This is a genomic window from Buchnera aphidicola (Formosaphis micheliae) (assembly GCF_039403185.1).
In the GTDB taxonomy this organism is placed as follows: domain Bacteria; phylum Pseudomonadota; class Gammaproteobacteria; order Enterobacterales; family Enterobacteriaceae; genus Buchnera_C; species Buchnera_C aphidicola_B.
Genome location: NZ_CP135047.1, coordinates 463669 through 485307, shown reverse-complemented (window position 1 = coordinate 485307; position 21639 = coordinate 463669). Strand labels below are relative to the sequence as shown.

Here is a 21639-nt window from a genome sequence, read left to right as displayed (position 1 = left end):
AACAATAAATTAATTTTTTTTGAATTATATTTAAGGAAGAGCCGCTGATGCTCTTTCTTAAAAAAACATAATATTTTAAATGAATTTAAATTATTTTAATAAATAATATCATTATGTATAATTAGTATATAAAATAAAAGGGTAATAAATAAATTTTTTAGTTATTATTATATATTTTAGTTATTTATTAATAAAGTAAAATTGATTTTTTTTATAAAAAATAATATAATTTATCATGTTTTTCTAATGTTAAATATACCCTCCTTATAAACAATATTAATTAATATTTTTATTATAAAAGTAATGTTATTTTAATATATAATGATCGTTTAAGGATTTTAAATTCTCCTAAATTAGGAGTAATAAATTTAATTAATTACGCTAACTTACTTTTTCAATATGGTAAGTAAGTGTTTTTTAGTTTTTTACATAAATGGAGTTCTGACTAATGCAGAACCAAAGAATACGTATTCGTCTTAAAGCGTTTGATCACCGATTAATAGATCAATCAACTGCTGAAATAGTTGACACTGCAAAAAGAACTGGAGCACAAGTACGTGGTCCTATACCACTACCTACACGTAAAGAACGTTTTACTATTTTAATATCTCCGCATGTAAACAAAGATGCACGTGATCAATATGAAATACGTACACATAAAAGATTAATAGATATAGTAGAACCTACTGAAAAAACAGTTGATGCTTTAATGCGTTTAGATCTTGCGGCTGGTGTGGATGTTCAGATTAGCCTAGGTTAATTAGAAATTAAATTATTAAGTGGTGTAAATAATGTTAGGTTTAGTGGGTAAAAAAATTGGTATGACACGAATTTTTAATCAAGAAGGAGATTCTATTCCAGTTACCGTTATTGAAGTACATGAAAATAGAATTACTCAGGTGAAAACTATAAAAAATAATTTATATAATGCTATTCAAGTAACAACCGGAAATAAACGGTTAAATAAATTAAAAAAGCCTGAATCTGGACATTTCATAAAAGCAGGAGTAGTAGCTGGTCGTGGTTTATGGGAATTTCGTATCAATAATAATCAAGAATTCAAAGTTGGTGAAACTATTAATGTAAATTTTTTTACTAATATAAATAAAGTTGATATTACAGGAATTTCCAAAGGAAAGGGTTTTAGTGGTACGGTAAAAAGATGGAATTTTAGAACTCAGGATTTTAGTCATGGTAATTCTTTATCACATCGTGCGCCTGGTTCAATTGGTCAAAACCAAACTCCAGGTCGAGTTTTTAAGGGAAAAAAAATGGCAGGGCATCTGGGTAATTCTAAAATAACAATTCAGAGTTTAAAGATTGTGAAAGTTGATATCAATCAGAATTTATTGTTAGTTAAAGGTTCTGTACCAGGTTCAATTGGTGGTAATCTTATTATTAAACCAGCTGTTAAAGTATTAAGGGGATAATTATTATATGAAACTATTGCTTCAGGATGAGTTAGTTGAGTTTAATTTATCTCAAGAAATGTTTAATCAACATTTTAATAAAGCTCTTGTCCATCAAGTAGTCATGTCGTATCAATCTTGTGCTCGACAAGGAACACGAGCACAGAAAAGTCGAGCAGAAGTGTCTGGATCTGGTAAAAAACCATGGCGACAGAAAGGTACGGGACGTGCTAGGGTTGGTTCAATAAGAAGTCCATTGTGGCGATCAGGTGGAGTAACTTTTGCAGCTAAACCAAAAAGTTATGTTCAAAAAGTTAATCGTAAAATGTATCGTGGTGCTATACAAAGTATATTTTCCGAATTATTGCGTCAAAATAGAATTATTGTTTTTAAAAATTTTTTTTTAGAACTACCTAAAACGAAATTGTTAATTAATAAATTAAAATCTATAAATGTAAAACAAGTCTTAATTATTACTAAAGGAATAGATAATAATTTATTACTTGCTGCTCGTAATTTATATAAAGTTGATGTATGTGATGTGAGTTCTATAAATCCAGTTCGTTTAATTTCTTTTGAAAAGGTTATAATTACTTCTACAGCAATTAGAAAAATTGAGGAATGTTTTTTATGATTAATCAAGATTATTTGTTTGATATATTATTAGCTCCTAAAGTATCAGAAAAATCTTCTTTTTGTTTAAAAGAATCTAATACTATAATATTTAAAGTTAAACGTGATACTAATAAATTAATTATAAAACATGCAATACAAAATCTATTAAAAGTAGAAGTATTATCTATTAATACTTTATTAGTTAAAGGCAAAAAGAAAATAAAAAATCATAAAGTTATAAAAAAGAATAATTGGAAAAAAGCATATATTACTTTAAAAAAAGGTCATAATTTAGATTCAATTAGTAATATAGATTCAGTTTAGAGGAAATTATAAATAGTATGACTATTATAAAATGTAAACCAACATCTCCTGGTCGTCGTCATATGATTAAATTAGTTAATAAAGATTTATTTAAAGGTAAATCATATTCTTTATTAACAAAAAAAAAAACTAAAACAGGTGGTAGAAATAATGATGGTCGAATTACTACACGTCATATTGGAGGTGGTTGTAAACAAGCATACAGGATAATTGATTTTAAAAGAAGTAAAGATGGAATACCAGCTAAAATAGAGCGTATAGAATATGATCCAAATCGTTCAGCTAATATTGCATTGGTATTGTATAAAGACGGAAAAAGAAATTATATTTTATCACCTAAAGGTTTATCTGTAGGTGACTTAATTTTTTCTGGTATAGGTGCATCAATTAAAATAGGTAATTCTTTACCATTAAAATGTATACCAATAGGTACAACAGTTCATAATGTAGAAATAAAACCAGGAAAAGGAGGTCAAATCGCTCGTTCAGCAGGTAGTTATGTACAAATAGTAGCTAGTGAAGGATTATATGTTTCTATAAGATTAAGATCTGGAGAAATTAGAAAAATTTTAGGGAATTGTAAAGCAACTATTGGTATAGTTGGAAATGAAGAACATATGCTTATGAGATTTGGAAAAGCCGGAGTATCTCGTTGGAGAGGTATTAGACCCACTGTAAGGGGAACGGCTATGAATCCTGTAGATCATCCGCATGGAGGTGGTGAAGGTAGAAATTTTGGGAAACATCCAGTAACTCCATGGGGAATACAAACTAAAGGTAAAAAAACAAGAAGAAATAAACGCACTGATCGATTTATTTTACATAGTCATAATAAGAAGTAATATTTAAGGATAAACTATGCCACGTTCTCTTAAAAAAGGTCCTTTTATTGATTTGAGTTTATTTAAAAAAATAGAGAAAGCTATTAGAACAAATGATAAAAAACCTTTACGTACTTGGTCTCGTCGTTCTACTATTTTTCCAAGTATGATAGGTTTTACTATAGCAATACATAATGGACGGCATCATATTCCCGTTTTTATTACTGAGGATATGGTAGGTCATAAGTTAGGAGAATTTGCAGTAACACGTACTTATAAAGGACACATTGCTGATAGAAAGATTAAAAAACGTTAATTTATAAAATAAGAGGAATAAATGGAAATTATAGCTAAGTATTGTCAAGCACGTTCTTCTGCTCAAAAAATACGTTTAGTTGTGGATTTAATTCGAGGAAAAAAAGTACAAATTGCTTTAGAAAAATTAATATATTTGAATAAAAAATCAGCTGTTTTAGTGAAAAAAGTTGTAGAATCGGCAATAGCAAATGCTGAACATAATAATGGGCTCGATATTGATGACTTAATAATAAAAAAAATTTTTGTTAACGACGGTCCAACTATAAAACGCATGATGCCACGTGCTAAAGGTCGTGCCGATAGAATTTTAAAACGTACCAGTCATATTACTGTAGTTATGTCGGATTGTTAATATTATGGGGATAAATAAGTAATGGGTCAAAAAGTACATCCTAATGGTATGCGTTTAGGTATCGTAAAATCATGGAATTCTGTATGGTTTTCAAATAGTAAAAATTTTGCTAATAATTTAGACAGTGATTTTAAAATTCGACAATTTTTAAAAAAAGAATTAATAAAAGCGTCTGTATCACGTATTGTTATTGAACGACCTACTAAAAATGTACGTATAACAATTTATACAGCTCGTCCTGGTATTGTTATAGGCAAGAAAGGTGAAGATGTAGAAAAGTTACGAATTGCAATTTCAGAAATTACAGGTGTGTCAGTTCAGATAAATATTGCAGAAGTGAGAAAACCAGAGTTAGATGCAAAATTAATAGCTGATAATATTACTTCTCAATTAGAAAGAAGGATAATGTTTAGACGTGCAATGAAAAGAGCAGTTCAAAATGCGATGAAAAATGGAGCGAAAGGTATTAAGGTTGAAATGAGTGGACGTTTAGGAGGAGCTGAAATAGCAAGAAAAGAATGGTATCGTGAAGGACGTGTTCCATTACATACATTAAGAGCAGATATTGAATATAATACCTCTGAAGCATATACCACTTACGGTATTATTGGCGTCAAAGTATGGGTGTTTAAGGGAGAAATTTTAGGAGGAGTTTCTATAGAAAATAAAAATTTAGATAAACCTTTTTCTCATATTAAAAAAAATTATCGTAAACATCGTAAATAAGGAGAAATTGTGATATATGATGCAACCTAAACGTACTAAATTTCGTAAAATGCATAAAGGTCGTAATCGTGGATTATCTGTTAATACTAATGTTGTTTTTGGTAGTTTTGGTTTGAAATCAATAGGAAGAGGTCGATTGACAGCTCGTCAAATTGAAGCAGCTCGTATTACTATTAGTCGAGCTGTTAAGAAACAAGGAAAAATGTGGATACGTATTTTTCCAGATAAACCTATTACACAAAAACCATTAGAAGTTCGTATGGGAAAAGGAAAAGGTAATGTAGAGTATTGGGTTGCTTTAATTCAACCTGGTAAGATTTTATATGAAATTTCAGGTTTATCTGAATCATTATCAAGAGAAACATTAAAATTAGCAGCGTCGAAATTACCAATTAAAACGACATTTGTAACTAAAATGGTGATGTAATGAATATTAATGAATTACGTAAAAAGGATAATAAGTTTTTACATATGGAGTTGTCTAATTTACTGCGTGAAAAATTTAATTTACGAATGCAATTTACTTCTGGAAAATTAAAACAATCTCATCTTCTAAAAAAATCACGTAGAAATATTGCAAAAATTAAAATGTTGTTATCTGAATAGGTTTCGGTTATGACAAAAAAAATTCGTGTATTACAAGGCCGTGTTATTAGTAATAAAATGCAAAAATCTGCCGTAGTAGCTGTTGAACGTTTTGTCAAACATCCTCTATATGGAAAATTTATAAAACGTACAACAAAATTACATTTTCATGATGAACAAAATCAATGTTCTGTAGGTGATTTGATAGAGATAAGGGAATGTCGTCCAATATCTAAAAAAAAATCTTGGATGTTAGTACAAATTGTTGAAAGATCTATTTCGTAAACAATTATATTTCATGTGTGTATAACTGATAATATAAAATTTGATTATATGTTTTTTTAATAAGAAATATAAAAAATAATATTAAAGTGTATAATTTTTATAAAGGTATAAATATTTATTTTAATAAATATTTTTGTATAATTATTGGATTATAAATATGATACAAGAACAAAGTATTTTAAATGTAGCAGATAATTCAGGTGCACGTTATGCTATGTGTATAAAAGTATTAGGTGGTTCAAAAAAAAGATATGCTGTAATAGGAGATATTGTTAAAGTTGCTGTTAAGGAAGCAATTCCTAGAGGTAAAGTAAAACAAGGAGATGTTTTGAAAGCTGTTATAGTAAGAACAAAAAAAGGGATTAGAAGATCTGATGGATCTATTATTAGATTTGATAGTAATGCATGTGTAATCTTAAATAATACAACAGAACAACCTATAGGTACTCGTATTTTTGGACCAGTTACTAGGGAATTAAGAGTAAGTAAGTTTATGAAAATTATTTCTTTAGCTCCTGAAGTACTTTAGGTTGTTGAAGGTAAAAGGAAAATATATATAATATGGGTGCTAAAATACGTTCTAATGATACTGTAATTGTATTAACAGGCAAAGATAAGGGAAAAACAGGTGTTGTAAAAAAAGTTTTATCATCTAATAAAGTAATTATTAGTGGTATTAATTTAGTTAAAAAACATCAAAAATCTAATCCATCTCAAAATCAAATAGGTGGTATTATAAGTAAAGAATTAGGTATTCATGTTTCTAATGTTGCTATATTTAATTCAGCTACAAATAAAGCAGATCGTATAGGATTTAGGTTTGAAGATGGGAAAAAAGTACGTTTTTTTAAATCTAATAAAAAGACATTAAATTATATGGAGTCATAATTAGATCATGTCAAGACTATATGATTATTATAAAAGTACAGTAATAAAAACGTTAAAGAGTAAATGTAATTATAAGACTATTATGCAAGTTCCTCAGATTGAAAAAATTACCTTAAATATTGGTATTGGTGTTGCAGTATCTGATAAAAAAGTATTAGATAGAGCATTATCAGATTTATCTTTAATTTCGGGTCAAAAGCCTATAATTACAAAAGCTAAAAAATCTATTTCTAGTTTTAAAATTCGTCAAGGATATCCTATTGGTTGTAAAGTTACATTAAGAGGTAAGAGAAAATGGGATTTTTTAGATCGTTTGATTAGTATAGTTATTCCACGTATTCGAGATTTTAGGGGGTTATCTAAAAAATCTTTTGATGGTCAAGGAAATTACAATATAGGTATTCGTGAGCAGATTATTTTTCCAGAAATAGATTATGACAAAATTGATAAAATTCGTGGATTAAATATTAGTATTACTACAACAGCACATTCTGATCAAGAAGGTTATCTTTTATTATCTTCTTTTCATTTTCCTTTTCGTAAGTAAATAAGGTGTTAGATGGCTAAGGAATCAATTAAAGCACGTGAAATAAAAAGAATTAAATTGGCTGAAAAATATTTTCATAAGCGTATTAAATTAAAAAATATTATTTCAGATATTACTCAATCAAAAGATGTACGTTGGAATGCAGTATTAAAATTGCAAATTTTACCAAGAGATTCTAGTCCATCTAGACAACGTAATCGTTGTCGTCAAACAGGTCGACCGCATGCTTTTTTACGTAAATTTGGTTTAAGTAGAATTAAACTAAGAGAAGCAGCTATGCGTGGTGAAATTCCTGGATTAAAGAAATCAAGTTGGTAAAGTGATATTTATTAAAATAGATAGGAGAATATAATAAATGAGTATGCAAGATCCTATTTCAGATATGTTAACGTGTATTCGTAATGGGCAAATATCTAATAAACTATCAGTAATAGTTTCTTCTTCTAAACTTAAAGTTGCTATGAGTCGTGTATTAAAAAAAGAAGGTTATATTAAAGATTTTATTTTATCAGGTACAGTTAAATTAAGATTAGAAATAATTTTAAAGTATTTTAATGGTAAAGGAGTGATTGATTTAATTAAACGGGTAAGTCGTCCTAGTTTACGTATATATAAAAAAAGAGATCAATTGCCTGTTGTTATATCTGGATTAGGTATTGCTATTATTTCAACTTCTAAAGGTGTAATTACTGATAGAGAAGCAAGAAAATTAGGTCTCGGTGGTGAAATTATATGTTATATTTCTTAATTGGAGAATAAAATGTCTCGTATCGCCAAAAATCCTATTGTTATTCCTGATGGTGTAGAGATAAATTTAAAAGGTAGAAAAATTGTTATAAAAGGTACAAATGGAGAACTCAGGTATATTATTCATAAAAACGTTATGATAGAAAGAAAGGATTCTATATTAATATTTAATGTTGTTTTAGATAATTCATACAATTGGTCGCAAGCTGGTACATCAAGAGCATTGATTTATTCGATGATTAAGGGTGTGACAGGTGGTTTTGTTAAAATATTACAGTTAATTGGAGTAGGATATCGTGTATCGTTAGTTAATGAAACTGTTATCAATATGTTATTGGGATACTCACATCCTATAAAATATAAATTACCATATGGTATTCAAGCAAAAATTACGTCTCCTACTGAAATTATAATAACTGGTGCTGATAAACAATTAGTAGGTCAAGTAGCTGCTAATCTTCGTTCTTATCGTGTACCAGAAGCTTATAAAGGTAAAGGAATTCGTTACAATAATGAAGTTGTACGTTTAAAAGAGGCTAAAAAGAAGTAAAATGATGGTCAATAAAAATAAAAAAATAGCTCGTTTACGTCGAGCATATAAAACACGAATGAAGTTAAAAAAATTAGGAGCAATACGTTTAGTAGTACATAGAACTGCTCGTCATATTTATGCACAAATAATTTCTTCTATAGATGCCAAGACAATTGTTTGTGCTTCTACGTTAGAAAAAAATGTTAAGAAAAATTTAGTATATACTGGTAATAAAGTTGGAGCTTCAGAAATTGGTAAATTAATAGCTGAACGTGCATTAAGTAAAGGTATTAAAGAAGTTTCTTTTGATCGTTCTGGTTTTAAATATCATGGAAGAATTAAGAATTTGGCAAATTCTGCACGTGAATTTGGATTATATTTTTAAGGAATTTTTATATGATAAATTTAGTAAAACAAGTTAATTTAGAATTTAAAGAAAAGTTAATTACTGTGAATCGTGTATCTAAAACAGTAAAAGGTGGTAGAATATTTTCTTTTACAGCTTTAACTGTAGTTGGTGATGGTAAAGGAAAAGTGGGTTTTGGATACGGAAAGGCACGTGAAGTACCAGAAGCTATTCAAAAAGCAATGGAAAAAGCGCGTAAGAATATGGTTAATGTATCAATTAAAAATGGTACTTTGCAACATTCTGTCATAGGGTTTCATACAGGTTCTAGTATTTTTATGAAGCCAGCATCAGAAGGTACTGGTATTATTGCTGGTGGTGCTATGAGAGCTGTATTAGAAGTTGCTGGTATACGTAATGTATTAGCTAAAACGTACGGTTCTACTAATCCTATTAATGTAGTCAAAGCTACAATACATGGTTTAGAGAATATGAAATCTCCAGAAATGATAGCTGCAAAAAGAGATAAATGTATAGAATATTTTATTGGATAAGATAAAATGGGAAAAAGTATAAAAATTACTCAAATAAAAAGTTCGATAGGTCGTTTGTCTAAACATAAGGCTACATTACTTGCTTTGGGATTACGTTATATTGGGCATACAGTAGAACGTGAAGATACACCTGCTATACGTGGTATGATTAAGCTATTGTCTTACATGTTAAAAATACAGGAAATGTAATTGATGTATTTAAATAATCTTATTTCAGAGAAAAAATCTCATAAAGAAAAAAAAAGAGTAGGAAGAGGTATTGGTTCTGGTTTAGGAAAAACATCAGGCAGAGGGCATAAAGGACAAAAATCAAGGACAGGAAGTAGTATAAGTCGTGGTTTTGAAGGAGGTCAAATGCCTTTATATAGAAGAATACCTAAATTTGGATTTGTATCAAAAAAGAAAAGGTTAACAAAAGAAGTACGTTTATCATCATTAGAAAAATTTTCGAAACAAATTATTACTTTGAATATATTAAAATCAGAAAAAATTATTGCAAAACATATTAACACCGTAAAAATTATTATGTCAGGAAGTATTTTTTCTCCAATTACAATATCTGGTCTGCGTGTTACCAAAGGAGCTCGTGCAGTTATTGAATCTTTTGGTGGTAAAATAGAGGAATAAGTAGTATATAATATGGTCAAAAAAATAGGATCAAAATTTAAGAATTATTCTAGTGGATTAACTGAATTAAAAAATAAAGTTTTTTTTGTTGTTATAGCATTGATTATTTTTCGTATTGGATCTTTTATTCCGATTCCAGGAATTAATTTATTAGTATTATCTAAATTACTGGAACATCAAGCAGGTACTACAATTGTTGAAATGTTTAATATTTTTTCTGGAGGAGCTCTAAGTCGAGCATCTATTTTTTCATTAGGAATTATGCCATATATTTCAGCATCAATTATTATTCAGTTATTAACATTTATTTGTCCGAAGTTAATGGAAATTAAAAAAGAAGGGGAATATGGAAGACGTGTTATAAACCAATACATTAGATGTTGTACTTTGTTTTTATCAATAATACAATCTATTTTTTTAGCTATTGGGTTACCTTCTTTACCTGGATTACATTTTTTAATTATTAATCCTAGTTTTATATTTTATTTTTTTGCAGTTGTTAGTTTAGTAACTGGTACAATGTTTTTAATGTGGTTAGGTGAATTTATTACTGAACAGGGTTTAGGAAATGGTATTTCTATTATTATTTTTTCAGGTCTAGTAGCAGGGTTACCTATTTCTATTAGTCGTACATTGGAATATGTAAGATTAAATCATTATAATTTTTTATTTATTTTATTGGTAATTTTTTTTATTCTTTCGTTGATTTATTTGATAATTTTTATTGAAAGTAGTCAAAGAAAAATTCATGTAAATTATGCTCAACGTCAGCAAAGAAAAAGAATATATATGTCTCAAAGTAGTTATCTTCCGTTAAAAATAAACATGTCAGGTGTAATGCCTTCTATATTTGCATCTAGTGTAGTGTTATTCTTTGTAACTATTTTAACTTGGTTTGGAAGGGATAGTAAATGGAATGTATTTAAAAAAGTAATAGAGTATTTACAGCCTGGTACATTTTTATACATTTTAATTTATGCTTGTGCAATTATTTTTTTCTGTTTTTTTTATACTAATTTAGTTTTTAATTCGAGAGAAACGGCAGAAAACTTAAAGAAAACAGGTGCTTTTATTCTTGGTATTAGACCAGGAGAAAAAACATCTAAGTATATTAATACGATTATGCTACGTTTAACGTTAATTGGATCTTTGTACATTACTTTTATTTGTTTGATTCCAGAATTAATGAAGATTACTATGCATATACCATTTCATTTTGGAGGTACGTCTTTATTAATTGTCGTAATAGTTGTTATGGATTTTATATCTCATATACAAACACTAATAATGTCTATGCAATATGAATCTTTATTAAAGAAATCTAAATTAAGTATGAAAGATATTCATAGATAATTAATATTTTTTGGAGAATTAAATGAAAGTAAGAACTTCAGTTAAAAGGTTATGTCGTAATTGTAAAATTGTTAAAAGAAATAATGTTGTTCGGGTAATTTGTTCAAATGAATTAAAACATAAACAGCGTCAAGGTTAAATGACAATTGTTTACTTAGGTTTTTAAGAATTAAATATATTAATAAGTATATAAACTATATAAGTTTATATATATATATATATATATATATATTGTTAAAAAAATATTATAAATCTATAGGAGTAGTAAATAGTGGCTCGTATTGCAGGCATTAATATTCCTGATCATAAACATGTTGTTATTGCATTATTAATGATATACGGTATTGGAAAAACTCGTTCTAAATTAATATGTTCTATTACTAATATAAAAGAAAACGTTAAAGTAAAAAATTTAAATGAATTAGAAATAGAATTAATACGTAATCAAGTTAGTAAATATATAGTTGAAGGTGATTTACGGAGAGAAACTACTTTAAATATAAAAAGATTAATGGATTTAGGATGTTATAGAGGTATACGACATCGAAAAGGTTTACCTGTAAGAGGTCAAAGAACTAAAACAAATGCTCGTACTAGAAAAGGTCCGCGTAAGGCGATAAAAAAATAATATAACAAAAGGAATTTTATTAATAATGTTAAAGAATTCAATTCGTTCTAAGAAACGTATTAAAAAACAGGTATTAGATGGGGTCGCTCATATTCATGCTTCATTTAATAATACTATAGTGACAATTACAGATAGGCTCGGAAATGTTTTAGGTTGGGCTACATCTGGAGGTTCAGGTTTTAGAGGATCGAGAAAATCTACTCCATTTGCAGCTCAAGTTGCTGCTGAACGTTGTTCTGAAAAAGTTAAAGAATATGGAATAAAAAATTTAGAAGTTATGGTAAAAGGACCAGGTCCTGGAAGAGAGTCAACTATTAGAGCTTTGAATTCTGCTGGTTTTCGTATTACGAATATTACTGATATTACTCCTATACCTCATAATGGTTGTCGTTCTCCAAAAAAACGTCGAGTATAATCAAAAAATATGTATATAGAGGAAATAAATAAAATGTCCAAATATTTAGGACCTAAATTAAAATTATGTCGTCGTGAGGGTAGTGATTTATTTTTAAAATCAGGTGTACGTGCTATTGAGACAAAATGTAAGATAGAACAATTGCCAGGTCAACATGGAAATCGTAAACCTCGATTGTCTGATTATGGAATTCAATTAAGAGAAAAACAAAAGGTTCGTCGTTTATATGGTATATTAGAACGTCAATTTAGGAATTATTATACATTAGCTATGCGTATGAAAGGTAATACAGGTGAGAATTTATTACGATTATTAGAGAATAGATTAGATAATGTTGTTTATAGAATGGGTTTTGGTTCCACGCGATCTGAAGCTCGTCAGTTAATTAATCATAAATCTATTTTGGTAAATGATAAAGTTGTTAATATTCCTTCTTATCAATTGTCATCTAATGATCGAATTAATGTTCGAGAAAAATGCAAAAATCAATCTCGTATTAAAGCTGCATTGGATTTATCTGGACAAAGGGAAAAATCACGTTGGTTAGAAGTTAATAGTGATAAAATGGAAGGAATATTTAAGAGTTATCCAGAACGAGATGATTTATCTGCAGAAATTAATGAACATTTGATAGTCGAACTTTATTCTAAATAAAGTTATTATAGATAATTTAAGAGGAGAGCATGCAGAGTTCTGTAATGAATTTTTTAAAACCGCGTCTAGTTAATGTTCAACAAATTAGTTCTACTCATGTAAAGATAGTTTTAGAACCATTAGAACGTGGATTTGGTCATACTTTGGGAAATGCATTACGTAGAATATTACTGTCTTCTATGCCTGGATGCGCGGTAACAGAAGTAGAGATTGATGGTATTTTACATGAATATAGTACAAAAGAAGGAGTTCAAGAAGATATCTTAGAGATTTTATTAAATTTAAAAGGTTTAGCAATTAAGTTATTTGATAAAGATCAAGTAATATTAAATTTACATAAATCTGGGATAGGTCCAGTGATGGCATCAGATATTATTCATACTTCCGATGTTGAAATAGTAAATTCTGAACATGTTATTTGTAATTTAACTGATGAGACAGCTGTTATTAGTATGCGAATTACAGTACAACGTGGACGAGGATATGTACCAGCAATAAATAGAATATCTTTAGAAGATAATAATCGTTTTATTGGTAAGTTATTTTTAGATGCTTGTTATAGTCCTATTGATAGAATTGTATATAATGTTGAAGCTGCTCGTGTAGAACAGAGAACTGATTTAGATAAATTAATTATTGAAATGGAGACTAATGGTACTATTGATCCAGAGGAAGCTATTCGACGTGCTGCTACTATTTTGTCAGAACAGTTAGAAGCGTTTGTTGATTTAAGTGATACAAATAAGGAACTAGTATTAAAAGAAGAAAAACCTAAATTTGAACCAATTTTGTTACGTCCAGTTGATGATTTAGAATTAACTGTTCGTTCAGCAAATTGTTTGAAAGCTGAAAATCTTCATTTTATTGGTGATTTAGTACAAAAAACAGAAGTTGAATTATTAAAAACGCCTAATTTAGGTAAAAAATCTTTAACTGAAATTAAAGATGTTTTAGCAGCTAGAGATCTATCTTTAGGTATGCGTTTAGAAAATTGGCCTCCAGACAATATTTTAGATGATTAATGTAATATGATTTTTTGTATTATTTTGTGTGTTAGGAGAGTATAATGCGTCATAGAAAAATTGGTCGTCGATTAAATAGAAATTCAGATCATACTAAATTAATGTTTAAGAATATGATTTGTACATTATTACGTTATGAATTAATTAAAACAACTGTTGCTAAAGCAAAAGAATTACGTCGTATAGTAGAACCTTTTGTTACTAGAGCTAAAATAGATAATGTTGGTAATCGTAGATTAATTTTTTCTAAAATTAGAAATAATGAGATAGTCTCAAAATTATTTACAGATATTGCGCCTTACTTTATTAATCGTTCTGGTGGTTATATTAGAATTTTAAGATGTGGTTTTAGAAAAGGAGATAATGCTCCTCTTGCTTATATGCAATTTGTTGATAGATTGAAAAATAATGTGTTAAAAATAGAAAAAAAGTAAATATATTTTTTATGAAAATAAAAAATATTTTTTTTGCTTATTACAATAAACAAACGGCATATATTGCCGTTCTGTTTTATAAATAAATTATTTGATAGTTTATATTTTTTAATATGTTTTAATTAACTTAATTTTATTAACGTTATTCACGTATTAATGATCTCTATGTGTTATATATAAAATTATTAGGTTACTTATTATATGTGATAGTAACATAAAAAATATTTTTTTATTGAAAAGAATCCAATGATGTTAAATATGAGGTAAACAAAAAAAATATTTTATTTTATTTATTTTTTAATATATATTTTTTAGTAACAATATAAATTTATATCGTGAGATATAATATTTTTAAAATTAATGCAATAAAAAATTATTTTTAATAAGTGTTTTGATATTATTTACGAAATTAAGTAATTTTATTTATGTCGTTAATATATAGATGATGATATTTATGGAATAAATATGAGTTTAATATAGTTATTATTATAATATAATTATTACTATATTTTTTATGTAATTAGTATAATTTTTGTTAATTAATAATTAGATAAAATATTTAATACATTGTCTAATATTTAGGTTAAATATTAACATATTAATATAATATAATAGTATTTTATGTTAAATGTTGTATAACTATAGTATTGTTTAATATATAAATATTATTTTTATGTATTATTGATGGCATAAAATATATAACGGTTTAATATAAAATATATTAATATTTATTTTTTATAACGTATTAAGTTGTATCGAATAATAAACTATTTTTTTTAGAATTTAAAAATTCTTGAACAGTCATTATTTTTTTGTTTGGTATTTGTATTTTTGTTATATTTAGTATACCTTGTATAGTATTAATTTGTAATCCTTTTCTGTCAGCAGATATAATTTCTCCAATTTTTTTTTTTGTATTTATATTATGATGTATCACATTTGCATTCCAAACTTTAATTAAAATATCTTTAATAGAAAAAAAAGCTATTGGCCAAGGTTGGAATGCTCTAACTAATCGTTCTAATTTTTTTGCAGGGCAATACCAGTCGAGTTTTGCTTGTTTTTTGTTTATTTTGGAAGCATAGGTACTATTTATATTATTTTGTTTAATAAGTATATTTTTTTCTTTATTATATCTATTTAATACAATTAATATTGCTTTTATTCCAATTAATATTAGTTTTTTTTCTAAGCTTGTATAAGTATCATTAGATGAGACAGTACAATTCATAGCATATAAAATGTCTCCTGTATCGATACCTTTATTCATTTTAATTATGCTAATTCCAGTTTCTTTATCTCCATTTATAATTGTCCATTGAATTGGAGCTGGACCTCTCCAACGAGGAAGCAAAGAGGCATGTACATTGATACAACCTAATGGAAATAAATTTAAAATTTTTTCTGGTATAATAAGTCCGTAAGCTATAACTAACATAATATCAGCTTGAAATTGATTTAATTGATTTATTATTTTAGTGGAATCTAGTAAAGTAGGTTGTAGTATAGGGATAGAATAATTTTTAGCAATTATTTTAACTGGAGATGAATTAATTTTTTGACCTCTGTTAGAAGGGCGATCTGGTTGAGTTAATATAGCAATGACATTGTAGTTTAAAGATAATAAAGCATGTAAATGTTGTGCTGCAAAGTTAGGTGTACCAGCAAAAATAATTTTAAGTGATGAATTTATTTTATTATATGTATTTTCTAGATAGTAATTCATTTTTTTTAGCCATTTTTTTGATTTTTTTTATAATGATGTTTTTTTTAAGTGTAGATAGATAATCAATAAACAATTTTCCAATAAGATGATCCATTTCATGTTGAATACATATAGATAAAAGAGAATTTGTTTCGATTATATTATGGGTTCCGTAATAATCTAAATATTGTATTTTAATAAATTCATATCGATTTATAATTGCATATTGTTTTGGTAAAGATAAACAACCTTCTTCTACTTTTTTTTCTCCGTATTGATTTATAATTTTTGGATTTATTAGGACTAAAGGATTATTTTTTTCAGTAATTTTACTGATTACAATTATTTGTAATGGAATATCAATTTGAGTTGCTGCCAAACCAATTCCATCTTCATGGTACATTGTGTCAAACATATCGTTTACTATATTTTGAATTTTTTTATTTATTTTTTTTACTGGTTTTGCGATTTTTCTTAATTTTACATTGGGATATTTTAGTATTTTTAAAATAGTCATAATTTATTATATTTTTAGTATGATAATGTAATATAAATTTTATTATATTGATTTTTAAAATAATTCATATCTTTTTATATTAATTATATTTTTTATATTTGTAATAATTTTATTTTCATTAATTTAGTTGTTTTTTTATATAAAAAATGTATAGAATTTTATTTTATTAAATTAAAATTGATATACTTTAATATATAATATTATTTAAATATATATATTTTTTTAAATTTACTAATTTTTTATTATATATAGAAGTTTTTGTATAAATTAATCTGAACTAATTACTAATATTTATTAGATATATTTAAATTAGCATTTTTTATGTATATTATAATGTTATATATAATATTATATAAGAAATATTTAATAGAGGATATAATGTTTGACGTATTAATATATTTATTTGAAACGTATATTCATAGTGCTATAGAGGTTTTTATTGATCATGATAGATTAGCAAATGATTTATTTGATATTGGATTTCAAAAAAAAGATATTTATAATGCGTTAATTTGGTTAAAAAAATTAGCTGATTATCAAATTAAATCAGTGTTTTCGGTATCTGTATTATCTAATCCATTACCAATAAGAATTTATACTGAAGAAGAATTGCAACGATTGAATGTTGATTGTCAAGGTTTTTTGTTATTTTTAGAACATTTACAAGTATTAAATATAGAAACAAGAGAAATTGTTATAGAACGTATAATGGCGCTTGAAATACAAAAAATTAATATAGAAGAACTGAAGTGGGTAGTATTAATGGTATTATTTAATATACCTAGTTGTGAAGATGCTTATAATAAATTAGAACACTTATTATTTAACGTCAGTAATTCGTCTATATTACATTAATTTATTATTTTTTATATTTTTTAAAATAATAAATAGATATTTTATTATTTTTTTAATTATATTTAATCAATATTATTTATTAAATGTTTATATTTTAAATTTAAATATATTTTTTAGATATATTATAAATATTCATTAGGTAATTACTATTATGAAAATAATAAAACAAAGTAGATATGCAGTTTTTGGTAATCCTATTCATCATACTCAATCGCCTAAAATTCATAGTTTATTTTATAAACAAATTGGAATAGAAAGTAATTATATTGCTATTTTAGTTCCTATAGGTAAGTTAACATCATATTTAAATTTTTTTTTTCTCAAGGTGGGATGGGATGTAATATTACTGTACCATTTAAAGAAGAAGTGGTCAATATATGTGATATTTTAACAAAAAGAGCAAAAATTTCAGGATCAGTAAATACTATAAAAAAATTACAGAATGGTAAATTATTAGGAGATAATACTGACGGTATAGGTTTAATAAAAGATTTAAAAAGATTACGATTTATTAAAAAAAATGATGTCATATTATTAGTTGGTGCAGGTGGTGCTGCAAGAGGTATAATATTATCTTTATTGTCATTAAATTGTTCTATTTTTATTACTAATAGAAATATGGATAAAGCAAGAAACATAGTAGATAAATTTAAAATTTTTGGAAATATTATATTGATTACTAATAATGAGTTACATAAAATTCATTTTAATTTAATTATTAATGCTACATCTAGTGGATTACAGAATACATTACCTATTTTACCAGAAAAAATTATTTGTCCTACAACATATTGTTATGATATGTATTATCAATTAAATTTAACTCCATTTTTACGGTGGTGTAAAAAAATAGGATCAGCAGGTATTTCTGACGGAATAGGTATGTTAGTAATACAAGCTGCATATTCTTTTTTTCTTTGGTTTGGTAAGTTACCTGATATAAATTCGGTTATTGATGTAATAAAAATAAAATATAAAAAGTAAGTAAATGTTTTTTATTTTGGATGTATTTATTGAGATAATATATATTGAGATATTTGTTTGTATTTTGCAGTTTAAACTTATATTAAAGTAATAAAATTAATAAAAAAAACTTGACTCTTTTAACTTGTTCTGTAACATAGAGATATATAATATTATATGGTGTACTATATTTTAATTTTTAGTCCTCTTCGTCTAGAGGTCTAGGACATCGCCCTTTCACGGCGGCAACAGGGGTTCAAATCCCCTAGGGGACACCAAAAAAAATAAATTATTTCTGTACTATATTTTATTTATATGTTATTCTTAATTTGGTTTTGATATAAAAATAAATTATGAATAAAGTTCTTTAAAAATTTGGAAAATAAGTTCAAAATCTTATAATTAAGACATCTGTGGGTTGTAAGGTTAAGCAAATAAGCGTATATGGTGGATGCCTTGGCAGTTAGAGGCGATGAAGGACGTGCTAATCTGCGAAAAGCGTCGGTAAGTTGATATGACACGTTATAGCTGACGATATCCGAATGGGGAAACCCGGTACATAATTGTATCATTATTAATTGAATCTATAGATTAATAAAGCAAACCGAGAGAACTGAAACATCTAAGTACCTCGAGGAAAAGAAATCAACCGAGATTCCCTAAGTAGTGGCGAGCGAAAGGGGAGCAGCCTAGAACTAGAATCAAATTAATTTTAAGTAGAATATTTTGGAAAAAATAGCGGTACATGGTGATAGCCCAGTATATTAAAAAAATTTTTTTGTGAGTTCAACAAGTAGAGCGGGACACGAGAAATCCTGTTTGAATATAGGGGGACCATCCTCTAAGGCTAAATACTCCTAACTGACCGATAGTGAACTAGTACCGTAAGGGAAAGGCGAAAAGAACCCCGGTTAGGGGAGTGAAATAGAACCTGAAACCATATACGTACAAGCAGTAGGAGCTTTTTTTAAATTATTTAAAAGAGTGACTGCGTACCTTTTGTATAATGGGTCAGCGACTTGTATTCTGTAGCAAGGTTAACCGTATAGGGGAGCCGAAGGGAAACCGAGTCCTAAATAGGCGTTAAGTTTCAGGATACAGACCCGAAACCCGGTGATCTAGCCACGGGCAGGTTGAAGGTTAGGTAAAACTAACTGGAGGACCGAACCGACTGATGTTGAAAAATCAGCGGATGACCTATGGCTAGGGGTGAAAGGCCAATCAAACCGGGAGATAGCTGGTTCTCCCCGAAAGCTATTTAGGTAGCGCCTCGTGAATTCATCTGTAGGGGTAGAGCACTGTTTCGACTAGGGGGCCATCCCGGCTTACCAAACCGATGCAAACTCCGAATACTATAGAATGTTATCACGGGAGACACACAGCGGGTGCTAACGTTCGTTGTGGAGAGGGAAACAACCCAGATCGCCAGCTAAGGTCCCTAAGTTATAATTAAGTGGGAAACGATGTGGGAAGGCATAAACAGCCAGGATGTTGGCTTAGAAGCAGCCATCATTTAAAGATAGCGTAATAGCTCACTGGTCGAGTCGGCCTGCGCGGAAGATTTAACGGGGCTAAATTATACACCGAAGCTGCGACAGCAAATAAGAAGATATATTTTTTTGCTGGGTAGGGGAGCGTTCTGTAAACCATTGAAGATGTATTGTGAAGTGCATTGGAGGAATCAGAAGTGCGAATGCTGACATGAGTAACGATAAAACAAGTGAAAAACTTGTTCGCCGAAAAACTAAGGTTTCCTGTCCAACGGTAATCGGGGCAGGGTAAGCCGACCCCTAAGGTGAGGTCGAAAGGCGTAATCGATGGGAAACAGGTTAATATTCCTGTGCTTGATATTACTGCGAAGGGGGGACGGAGTAGGTTAAATTATCCAGGAGACGGTTTTCCTGGTTTAAGCGTGTAGGTATAAAGATTAGGCAAATCCGGTCTTTTTTAATCTGAGGCGTGATGACGAGTTATTACGGTAACGAAGTAATCTATACCACACTTCCAAGAAAAGCCTCTAAGCATCAGGTAATATTAAATCGTACCTCAAACCGACACAGGTAGTTAGGTAGAGAATACTAAGGCGCTTGAGAGAACCTAGGTGAAGGAACTAGGCAAAATAGTGCCGTAACTTCGGGAGAAGGCACACTGAAATGTAGGTAACAGGATTTTACTCCTAATGCTGAATTCAGTCTAAGATACCAGCTGGCTGCAACTGTTTATTAAAAACACAGCACTGTGCAAACATGAAAGTGGAAGTATACGGTGTGACGCCTGCCCGGTGCCGGAAGGTTAATCGAAGGGGTTAAGGGAAACCTAAAGCTCTGAACTGAAGCCCCGGTAAACGGCGGCCGTAACTATAACGGTCCTAAGGTAGCGAAATTCCTTGTCGGGTAAGTTCCGACCTGCACGAATGGCGTAATGATGGCCAGGCTGTCTCCACCTAGGACTCAGTGAAATTGAAATCGCTGTGAAGATGCAGTGTACCCGCGGCAAGACGGAAAGACCCCGTGAACCTTTACTATAGCTTGATACTGAATGTTGATTTTTACTGTGTAGGATAGGTGGGAGGCTATGAATTTTAAACGCTAGTTTAATTGGAGCCACCCTTGAAATACCACCCTTTAAACATTAGTGTTCTAATCTAATACCGTTATCCGGTATAGAGACAGTGTCTGGTGGGTAGTTTGACTGGGGCGGTCTCCTCCCAAAGAGTAACGGAGGAGCACAAAGATTGGCTAGTTACGGTTGGAAATCGTAATGTTAGTGTAAAGGCATAAGCCAGTTTAACTGTAAGCGTGATAACGCGAGCAGATGCGAAAGCAGGTCTTAGTGATCCGGTGGTTCTGTATGGAATGGCCATCGCTCAACAAATAAAAGGTACTCCGGGGATAACAGGCTGATACCGCCCAAGAGTTCATATCGACGGCGGTGTTTGGCACCTCGATGTCGGCTCATCACATCCTGGGGCTGAAGCAGGTCCCAAGGGTATGGCTGTTCGCCATTTAAAGTGGTACGCGAGCTGGGTTTAGAACGTCGTGAGACAGTTCGGTCCCTATCTGCCGTGGGCGTAGGAAGATTGAGGGGGTCTATTTCTAGTACGAGAGGACCGAAGTGGACGCATCACTGGTGTTCGGGTTGTCATGCCAATGGCATTGCCCGGTAGCTATATGCGGAAAAGATAAGTGCTGAAAGCATATAAGCACGAAACTTGCCCCAAGATAAGTCTTCCCTGAAACATTATTGTGTGTTTACTGAAGGGACGTTGTAGACTACGACGTTGATAGGCTAGATGTGTAAGCATAGTGATATGTTGAGCTAACTAGTACTAATGACCCGAGAGGCTTAACCTTACAACACCAGAGATGTTTTATTAATAAGAATAAATTTTGTTCTTATTATCTAAATTTAAACATA

Annotated in this window: 31 protein-coding genes, 1 tRNA gene, 1 rRNA gene and 1 pseudogene; 32 read left to right on the top strand and 2 right to left on the bottom strand. The window is 28.9% G+C overall.

Translation table 11 applies throughout. From position 1 onward, the window contains the following. The first annotated feature begins 448 nt into the window (after positions 1-448). The 28 genes from rpsJ to rplQ all read left to right on the top strand — a co-directional run bounded on the left by rpsJ (position 449) and on the right by rplQ (position 14182). The gene (rpsJ, locus tag RJX12_RS02110) at positions 449-760 is read left to right on the top strand and encodes a 30S ribosomal protein S10 (protein WP_343192108.1); all 312 of its coding nucleotides are present in this window, start codon (positions 449-451) and stop codon (positions 758-760) included. A 31-nt stretch (positions 761-791) separates the two neighbouring features. Beyond that, positions 792-1430 carry a 50S ribosomal protein L3 gene (gene rplC, locus RJX12_RS02105; RefSeq protein ID WP_343192107.1) on the top strand — a complete coding sequence of 213 codons (639 nt, stop codon included), beginning with the start codon at positions 792-794 and terminating at the stop codon, positions 1428-1430. 7 nt (positions 1431-1437) lie between these two features. After that, on the top strand, positions 1438-2043 hold the full coding sequence (rplD, locus tag RJX12_RS02100; RefSeq protein WP_343192106.1) for a 50S ribosomal protein L4: 606 nt from the start codon (positions 1438-1440) through the stop codon (positions 2041-2043). Further along, entirely contained in the window at positions 2040-2348 is a 309-nt protein-coding gene (gene rplW, locus RJX12_RS02095; protein WP_343192105.1) for a 50S ribosomal protein L23, read from the top strand. Before rplD ends, rplW begins: the two co-directional genes overlap by 4 nt. A gap of 17 nt (positions 2349-2365) precedes the next feature. Further along, entirely contained in the window at positions 2366-3190 is an 825-nt protein-coding gene (gene rplB / locus RJX12_RS02090; RefSeq protein ID WP_343192104.1) for a 50S ribosomal protein L2, read from the top strand. A gap of 16 nt (positions 3191-3206) precedes the next feature. Then, the gene (rpsS, locus tag RJX12_RS02085; RefSeq protein ID WP_343192103.1) at positions 3207-3485 is read left to right on the top strand and encodes a 30S ribosomal protein S19; all 279 of its coding nucleotides are present in this window, start codon (positions 3207-3209) and stop codon (positions 3483-3485) included. A 21-nt stretch (positions 3486-3506) separates the two neighbouring features. Next, complete coding sequence (rplV, locus tag RJX12_RS02080; RefSeq protein ID WP_343192102.1) at positions 3507-3839, top strand: 50S ribosomal protein L22; 333 nt, start codon at positions 3507-3509, stop codon at positions 3837-3839. Positions 3840-3860: 21 nt separating this feature from the next. Beyond that, a complete protein-coding gene (rpsC, locus tag RJX12_RS02075) occupies positions 3861-4565 on the top strand; it encodes a 30S ribosomal protein S3 (protein ID WP_343192101.1) in 705 nt (234 codons plus the stop codon). A gap of 16 nt (positions 4566-4581) precedes the next feature. After that, a complete protein-coding gene (rplP, locus tag RJX12_RS02070) occupies positions 4582-4992 on the top strand; it encodes a 50S ribosomal protein L16 (protein ID WP_343192100.1) in 411 nt (136 codons plus the stop codon). Further along, on the top strand, positions 4992-5171 hold the full coding sequence (rpmC, locus tag RJX12_RS02065; protein ID WP_343192099.1) for a 50S ribosomal protein L29: 180 nt from the start codon (positions 4992-4994) through the stop codon (positions 5169-5171). The genes rplP and rpmC overlap by 1 nt, the downstream gene beginning before the upstream one ends. Positions 5172-5180: 9 nt before the next feature. Beyond that, entirely contained in the window at positions 5181-5435 is a 255-nt protein-coding gene (rpsQ, locus tag RJX12_RS02060) for a 30S ribosomal protein S17 (RefSeq protein WP_343192098.1), read from the top strand. Between the two features lie 157 nt (positions 5436-5592). Next, a complete protein-coding gene (gene rplN, locus RJX12_RS02055) occupies positions 5593-5964 on the top strand; it encodes a 50S ribosomal protein L14 (protein ID WP_343192097.1) in 372 nt (123 codons plus the stop codon). A 32-nt stretch (positions 5965-5996) separates the two neighbouring features. Further along, on the top strand, positions 5997-6323 hold the full coding sequence (gene rplX / locus RJX12_RS02050; RefSeq protein ID WP_343192096.1) for a 50S ribosomal protein L24: 327 nt from the start codon (positions 5997-5999) through the stop codon (positions 6321-6323). Positions 6324-6330: 7 nt separating this feature from the next. Beyond that, positions 6331-6870, top strand: coding sequence for a 50S ribosomal protein L5 (gene rplE, locus RJX12_RS02045; RefSeq protein ID WP_343192095.1), 540 nt, complete (start codon positions 6331-6333; stop codon positions 6868-6870). 12 nt (positions 6871-6882) lie between these two features. Continuing rightward, complete coding sequence (rpsN, locus tag RJX12_RS02040; protein ID WP_343192094.1) at positions 6883-7188, top strand: 30S ribosomal protein S14; 306 nt, start codon at positions 6883-6885, stop codon at positions 7186-7188. 37 nt (positions 7189-7225) lie between these two features. Further along, entirely contained in the window at positions 7226-7618 is a 393-nt protein-coding gene (gene rpsH / locus RJX12_RS02035) for a 30S ribosomal protein S8 (RefSeq protein ID WP_343192093.1), read from the top strand. A 12-nt stretch (positions 7619-7630) separates the two neighbouring features. Then, on the top strand, positions 7631-8167 hold the full coding sequence (rplF, locus tag RJX12_RS02030; protein WP_343192092.1) for a 50S ribosomal protein L6: 537 nt from the start codon (positions 7631-7633) through the stop codon (positions 8165-8167). 4 nt (positions 8168-8171) lie between these two features. Next, positions 8172-8534: a 50S ribosomal protein L18 gene (gene rplR / locus RJX12_RS02025; protein WP_343192395.1), complete on the top strand. Its 363-nt coding sequence runs from the start codon at positions 8172-8174 to the stop codon at positions 8532-8534. Between the two features lie 11 nt (positions 8535-8545). Then, positions 8546-9049, top strand: coding sequence for a 30S ribosomal protein S5 (rpsE, locus tag RJX12_RS02020; protein WP_343192091.1), 504 nt, complete (start codon positions 8546-8548; stop codon positions 9047-9049). 6 nt (positions 9050-9055) lie between these two features. Next, a complete protein-coding gene (gene rpmD / locus RJX12_RS02015; protein ID WP_343192090.1) occupies positions 9056-9238 on the top strand; it encodes a 50S ribosomal protein L30 in 183 nt (60 codons plus the stop codon). Between the two features lie 3 nt (positions 9239-9241). Next, on the top strand, positions 9242-9676 hold the full coding sequence (gene rplO / locus RJX12_RS02010; RefSeq protein ID WP_343192089.1) for a 50S ribosomal protein L15: 435 nt from the start codon (positions 9242-9244) through the stop codon (positions 9674-9676). 12 nt (positions 9677-9688) lie between these two features. Next, positions 9689-11029 (top strand): preprotein translocase subunit SecY, encoded by a 1341-nt coding sequence (gene secY / locus RJX12_RS02005; RefSeq protein ID WP_343192088.1) that lies wholly within the window; start codon positions 9689-9691, stop codon positions 11027-11029. Between the two features lie 22 nt (positions 11030-11051). Next, on the top strand, positions 11052-11168 hold the full coding sequence (rpmJ, locus tag RJX12_RS02000) for a 50S ribosomal protein L36 (RefSeq protein WP_343192087.1): 117 nt from the start codon (positions 11052-11054) through the stop codon (positions 11166-11168). 132 nt (positions 11169-11300) lie between these two features. Next, the gene (gene rpsM / locus RJX12_RS01995) at positions 11301-11657 is read left to right on the top strand and encodes a 30S ribosomal protein S13 (protein ID WP_343192086.1); all 357 of its coding nucleotides are present in this window, start codon (positions 11301-11303) and stop codon (positions 11655-11657) included. Positions 11658-11682: 25 nt separating this feature from the next. Beyond that, entirely contained in the window at positions 11683-12072 is a 390-nt protein-coding gene (rpsK, locus tag RJX12_RS01990; RefSeq protein ID WP_343192085.1) for a 30S ribosomal protein S11, read from the top strand. Positions 12073-12105: 33 nt separating this feature from the next. Continuing rightward, positions 12106-12726, top strand: a complete 621-nt coding sequence (gene rpsD / locus RJX12_RS01985) for a 30S ribosomal protein S4 (RefSeq protein WP_343192084.1) — start codon at positions 12106-12108, stop codon at positions 12724-12726. A gap of 29 nt (positions 12727-12755) precedes the next feature. Then, on the top strand, positions 12756-13748 hold the full coding sequence (locus tag RJX12_RS01980) for a DNA-directed RNA polymerase subunit alpha (RefSeq protein ID WP_343192083.1): 993 nt from the start codon (positions 12756-12758) through the stop codon (positions 13746-13748). A 44-nt stretch (positions 13749-13792) separates the two neighbouring features. Beyond that, a complete protein-coding gene (gene rplQ, locus RJX12_RS01975; protein WP_343192082.1) occupies positions 13793-14182 on the top strand; it encodes a 50S ribosomal protein L17 in 390 nt (129 codons plus the stop codon). A 745-nt stretch (positions 14183-14927) separates the two neighbouring features. Here the strand turns inward: rplQ and fmt are convergent. Continuing rightward, positions 14928-15908, bottom strand: a complete 981-nt coding sequence (gene fmt, locus RJX12_RS01970; RefSeq protein ID WP_343192081.1) for a methionyl-tRNA formyltransferase — start codon at positions 15906-15908, stop codon at positions 14928-14930. Further along, a complete protein-coding gene (gene def / locus RJX12_RS01965) occupies positions 15880-16404 on the bottom strand; it encodes a peptide deformylase (protein ID WP_343192080.1) in 525 nt (174 codons plus the stop codon). Before def ends, fmt begins: the two co-directional genes overlap by 29 nt. Positions 16405-16782: 378 nt before the next feature. On the opposite strand from def, the gene RJX12_RS01960 reads away from it, so the two are divergent. From RJX12_RS01960 to RJX12_RS01945, 4 genes and pseudogenes are all read left to right on the top strand, one after another. Continuing rightward, entirely contained in the window at positions 16783-17259 is a 477-nt protein-coding gene (locus RJX12_RS01960) for a DUF494 family protein (protein WP_343192079.1), read from the top strand. Positions 17260-17410: 151 nt separating this feature from the next. Next, positions 17411-18243, top strand: a pseudogene (gene aroE, locus RJX12_RS01955) (shikimate dehydrogenase). A gap of 181 nt (positions 18244-18424) precedes the next feature. Next, positions 18425-18500, top strand: a tRNA-Glu gene (locus RJX12_RS01950). Between the two features lie 146 nt (positions 18501-18646). Further along, a 23S ribosomal RNA gene (locus RJX12_RS01945) occupies positions 18647-21575 on the top strand. Positions 21576-21639 lie beyond the last annotated feature (64 nt).

Excerpts from the sequence above, each read along its gene's own strand:
- rpsJ (WP_343192108.1), top strand. The coding sequence starts at position 449 with ATGCAGAACCAAAGAATACGTATTCGTCTTAAAGCGTTTGATCACCGA.
- rplC (WP_343192107.1), top strand. The coding sequence starts at position 792 with ATGTTAGGTTTAGTGGGTAAAAAAATTGGTATGACACGAATTTTTAAT.
- rplD (WP_343192106.1), top strand. The coding sequence starts at position 1,438 with ATGAAACTATTGCTTCAGGATGAGTTAGTTGAGTTTAATTTATCTCAA.
- rplW (WP_343192105.1), top strand. The coding sequence starts at position 2,040 with ATGATTAATCAAGATTATTTGTTTGATATATTATTAGCTCCTAAAGTA.
- rplB (WP_343192104.1), top strand. The coding sequence starts at position 2,366 with ATGACTATTATAAAATGTAAACCAACATCTCCTGGTCGTCGTCATATG.
- rpsS (WP_343192103.1), top strand. The coding sequence starts at position 3,207 with ATGCCACGTTCTCTTAAAAAAGGTCCTTTTATTGATTTGAGTTTATTT.
- rplV (WP_343192102.1), top strand. The coding sequence starts at position 3,507 with ATGGAAATTATAGCTAAGTATTGTCAAGCACGTTCTTCTGCTCAAAAA.
- rpsC (WP_343192101.1), top strand. The coding sequence starts at position 3,861 with ATGGGTCAAAAAGTACATCCTAATGGTATGCGTTTAGGTATCGTAAAA.
- rplP (WP_343192100.1), top strand. The coding sequence starts at position 4,582 with ATGATGCAACCTAAACGTACTAAATTTCGTAAAATGCATAAAGGTCGT.
- rpmC (WP_343192099.1), top strand. The coding sequence starts at position 4,992 with ATGAATATTAATGAATTACGTAAAAAGGATAATAAGTTTTTACATATG.
- rpsQ (WP_343192098.1), top strand. The coding sequence starts at position 5,181 with ATGACAAAAAAAATTCGTGTATTACAAGGCCGTGTTATTAGTAATAAA.
- rplN (WP_343192097.1), top strand. The coding sequence starts at position 5,593 with ATGATACAAGAACAAAGTATTTTAAATGTAGCAGATAATTCAGGTGCA.
- rplX (WP_343192096.1), top strand. The coding sequence starts at position 5,997 with ATGGGTGCTAAAATACGTTCTAATGATACTGTAATTGTATTAACAGGC.
- rplE (WP_343192095.1), top strand. The coding sequence starts at position 6,331 with ATGTCAAGACTATATGATTATTATAAAAGTACAGTAATAAAAACGTTA.
- rpsN (WP_343192094.1), top strand. The coding sequence starts at position 6,883 with ATGGCTAAGGAATCAATTAAAGCACGTGAAATAAAAAGAATTAAATTG.
- rpsH (WP_343192093.1), top strand. The coding sequence starts at position 7,226 with ATGAGTATGCAAGATCCTATTTCAGATATGTTAACGTGTATTCGTAAT.
- rplF (WP_343192092.1), top strand. The coding sequence starts at position 7,631 with ATGTCTCGTATCGCCAAAAATCCTATTGTTATTCCTGATGGTGTAGAG.
- rplR (WP_343192395.1), top strand. The coding sequence starts at position 8,172 with ATGGTCAATAAAAATAAAAAAATAGCTCGTTTACGTCGAGCATATAAA.
- rpsE (WP_343192091.1), top strand. The coding sequence starts at position 8,546 with ATGATAAATTTAGTAAAACAAGTTAATTTAGAATTTAAAGAAAAGTTA.
- rpmD (WP_343192090.1), top strand. The coding sequence starts at position 9,056 with ATGGGAAAAAGTATAAAAATTACTCAAATAAAAAGTTCGATAGGTCGT.
- rplO (WP_343192089.1), top strand. The coding sequence starts at position 9,242 with ATGTATTTAAATAATCTTATTTCAGAGAAAAAATCTCATAAAGAAAAA.
- secY (WP_343192088.1), top strand. The coding sequence starts at position 9,689 with ATGGTCAAAAAAATAGGATCAAAATTTAAGAATTATTCTAGTGGATTA.
- rpmJ (WP_343192087.1), top strand. The coding sequence starts at position 11,052 with ATGAAAGTAAGAACTTCAGTTAAAAGGTTATGTCGTAATTGTAAAATT.
- rpsK (WP_343192085.1), top strand. The coding sequence starts at position 11,683 with ATGTTAAAGAATTCAATTCGTTCTAAGAAACGTATTAAAAAACAGGTA.
- rpsD (WP_343192084.1), top strand. The coding sequence starts at position 12,106 with ATGTCCAAATATTTAGGACCTAAATTAAAATTATGTCGTCGTGAGGGT.
- RJX12_RS01980 (WP_343192083.1), top strand. The coding sequence starts at position 12,756 with ATGCAGAGTTCTGTAATGAATTTTTTAAAACCGCGTCTAGTTAATGTT.
- rplQ (WP_343192082.1), top strand. The coding sequence starts at position 13,793 with ATGCGTCATAGAAAAATTGGTCGTCGATTAAATAGAAATTCAGATCAT.
- fmt (WP_343192081.1), bottom strand. The coding sequence starts at position 15,908 with ATGAATTACTATCTAGAAAATACATATAATAAAATAAATTCATCACTT.
- def (WP_343192080.1), bottom strand. The coding sequence starts at position 16,404 with ATGACTATTTTAAAAATACTAAAATATCCCAATGTAAAATTAAGAAAA.
- RJX12_RS01960 (WP_343192079.1), top strand. The coding sequence starts at position 16,783 with ATGTTTGACGTATTAATATATTTATTTGAAACGTATATTCATAGTGCT.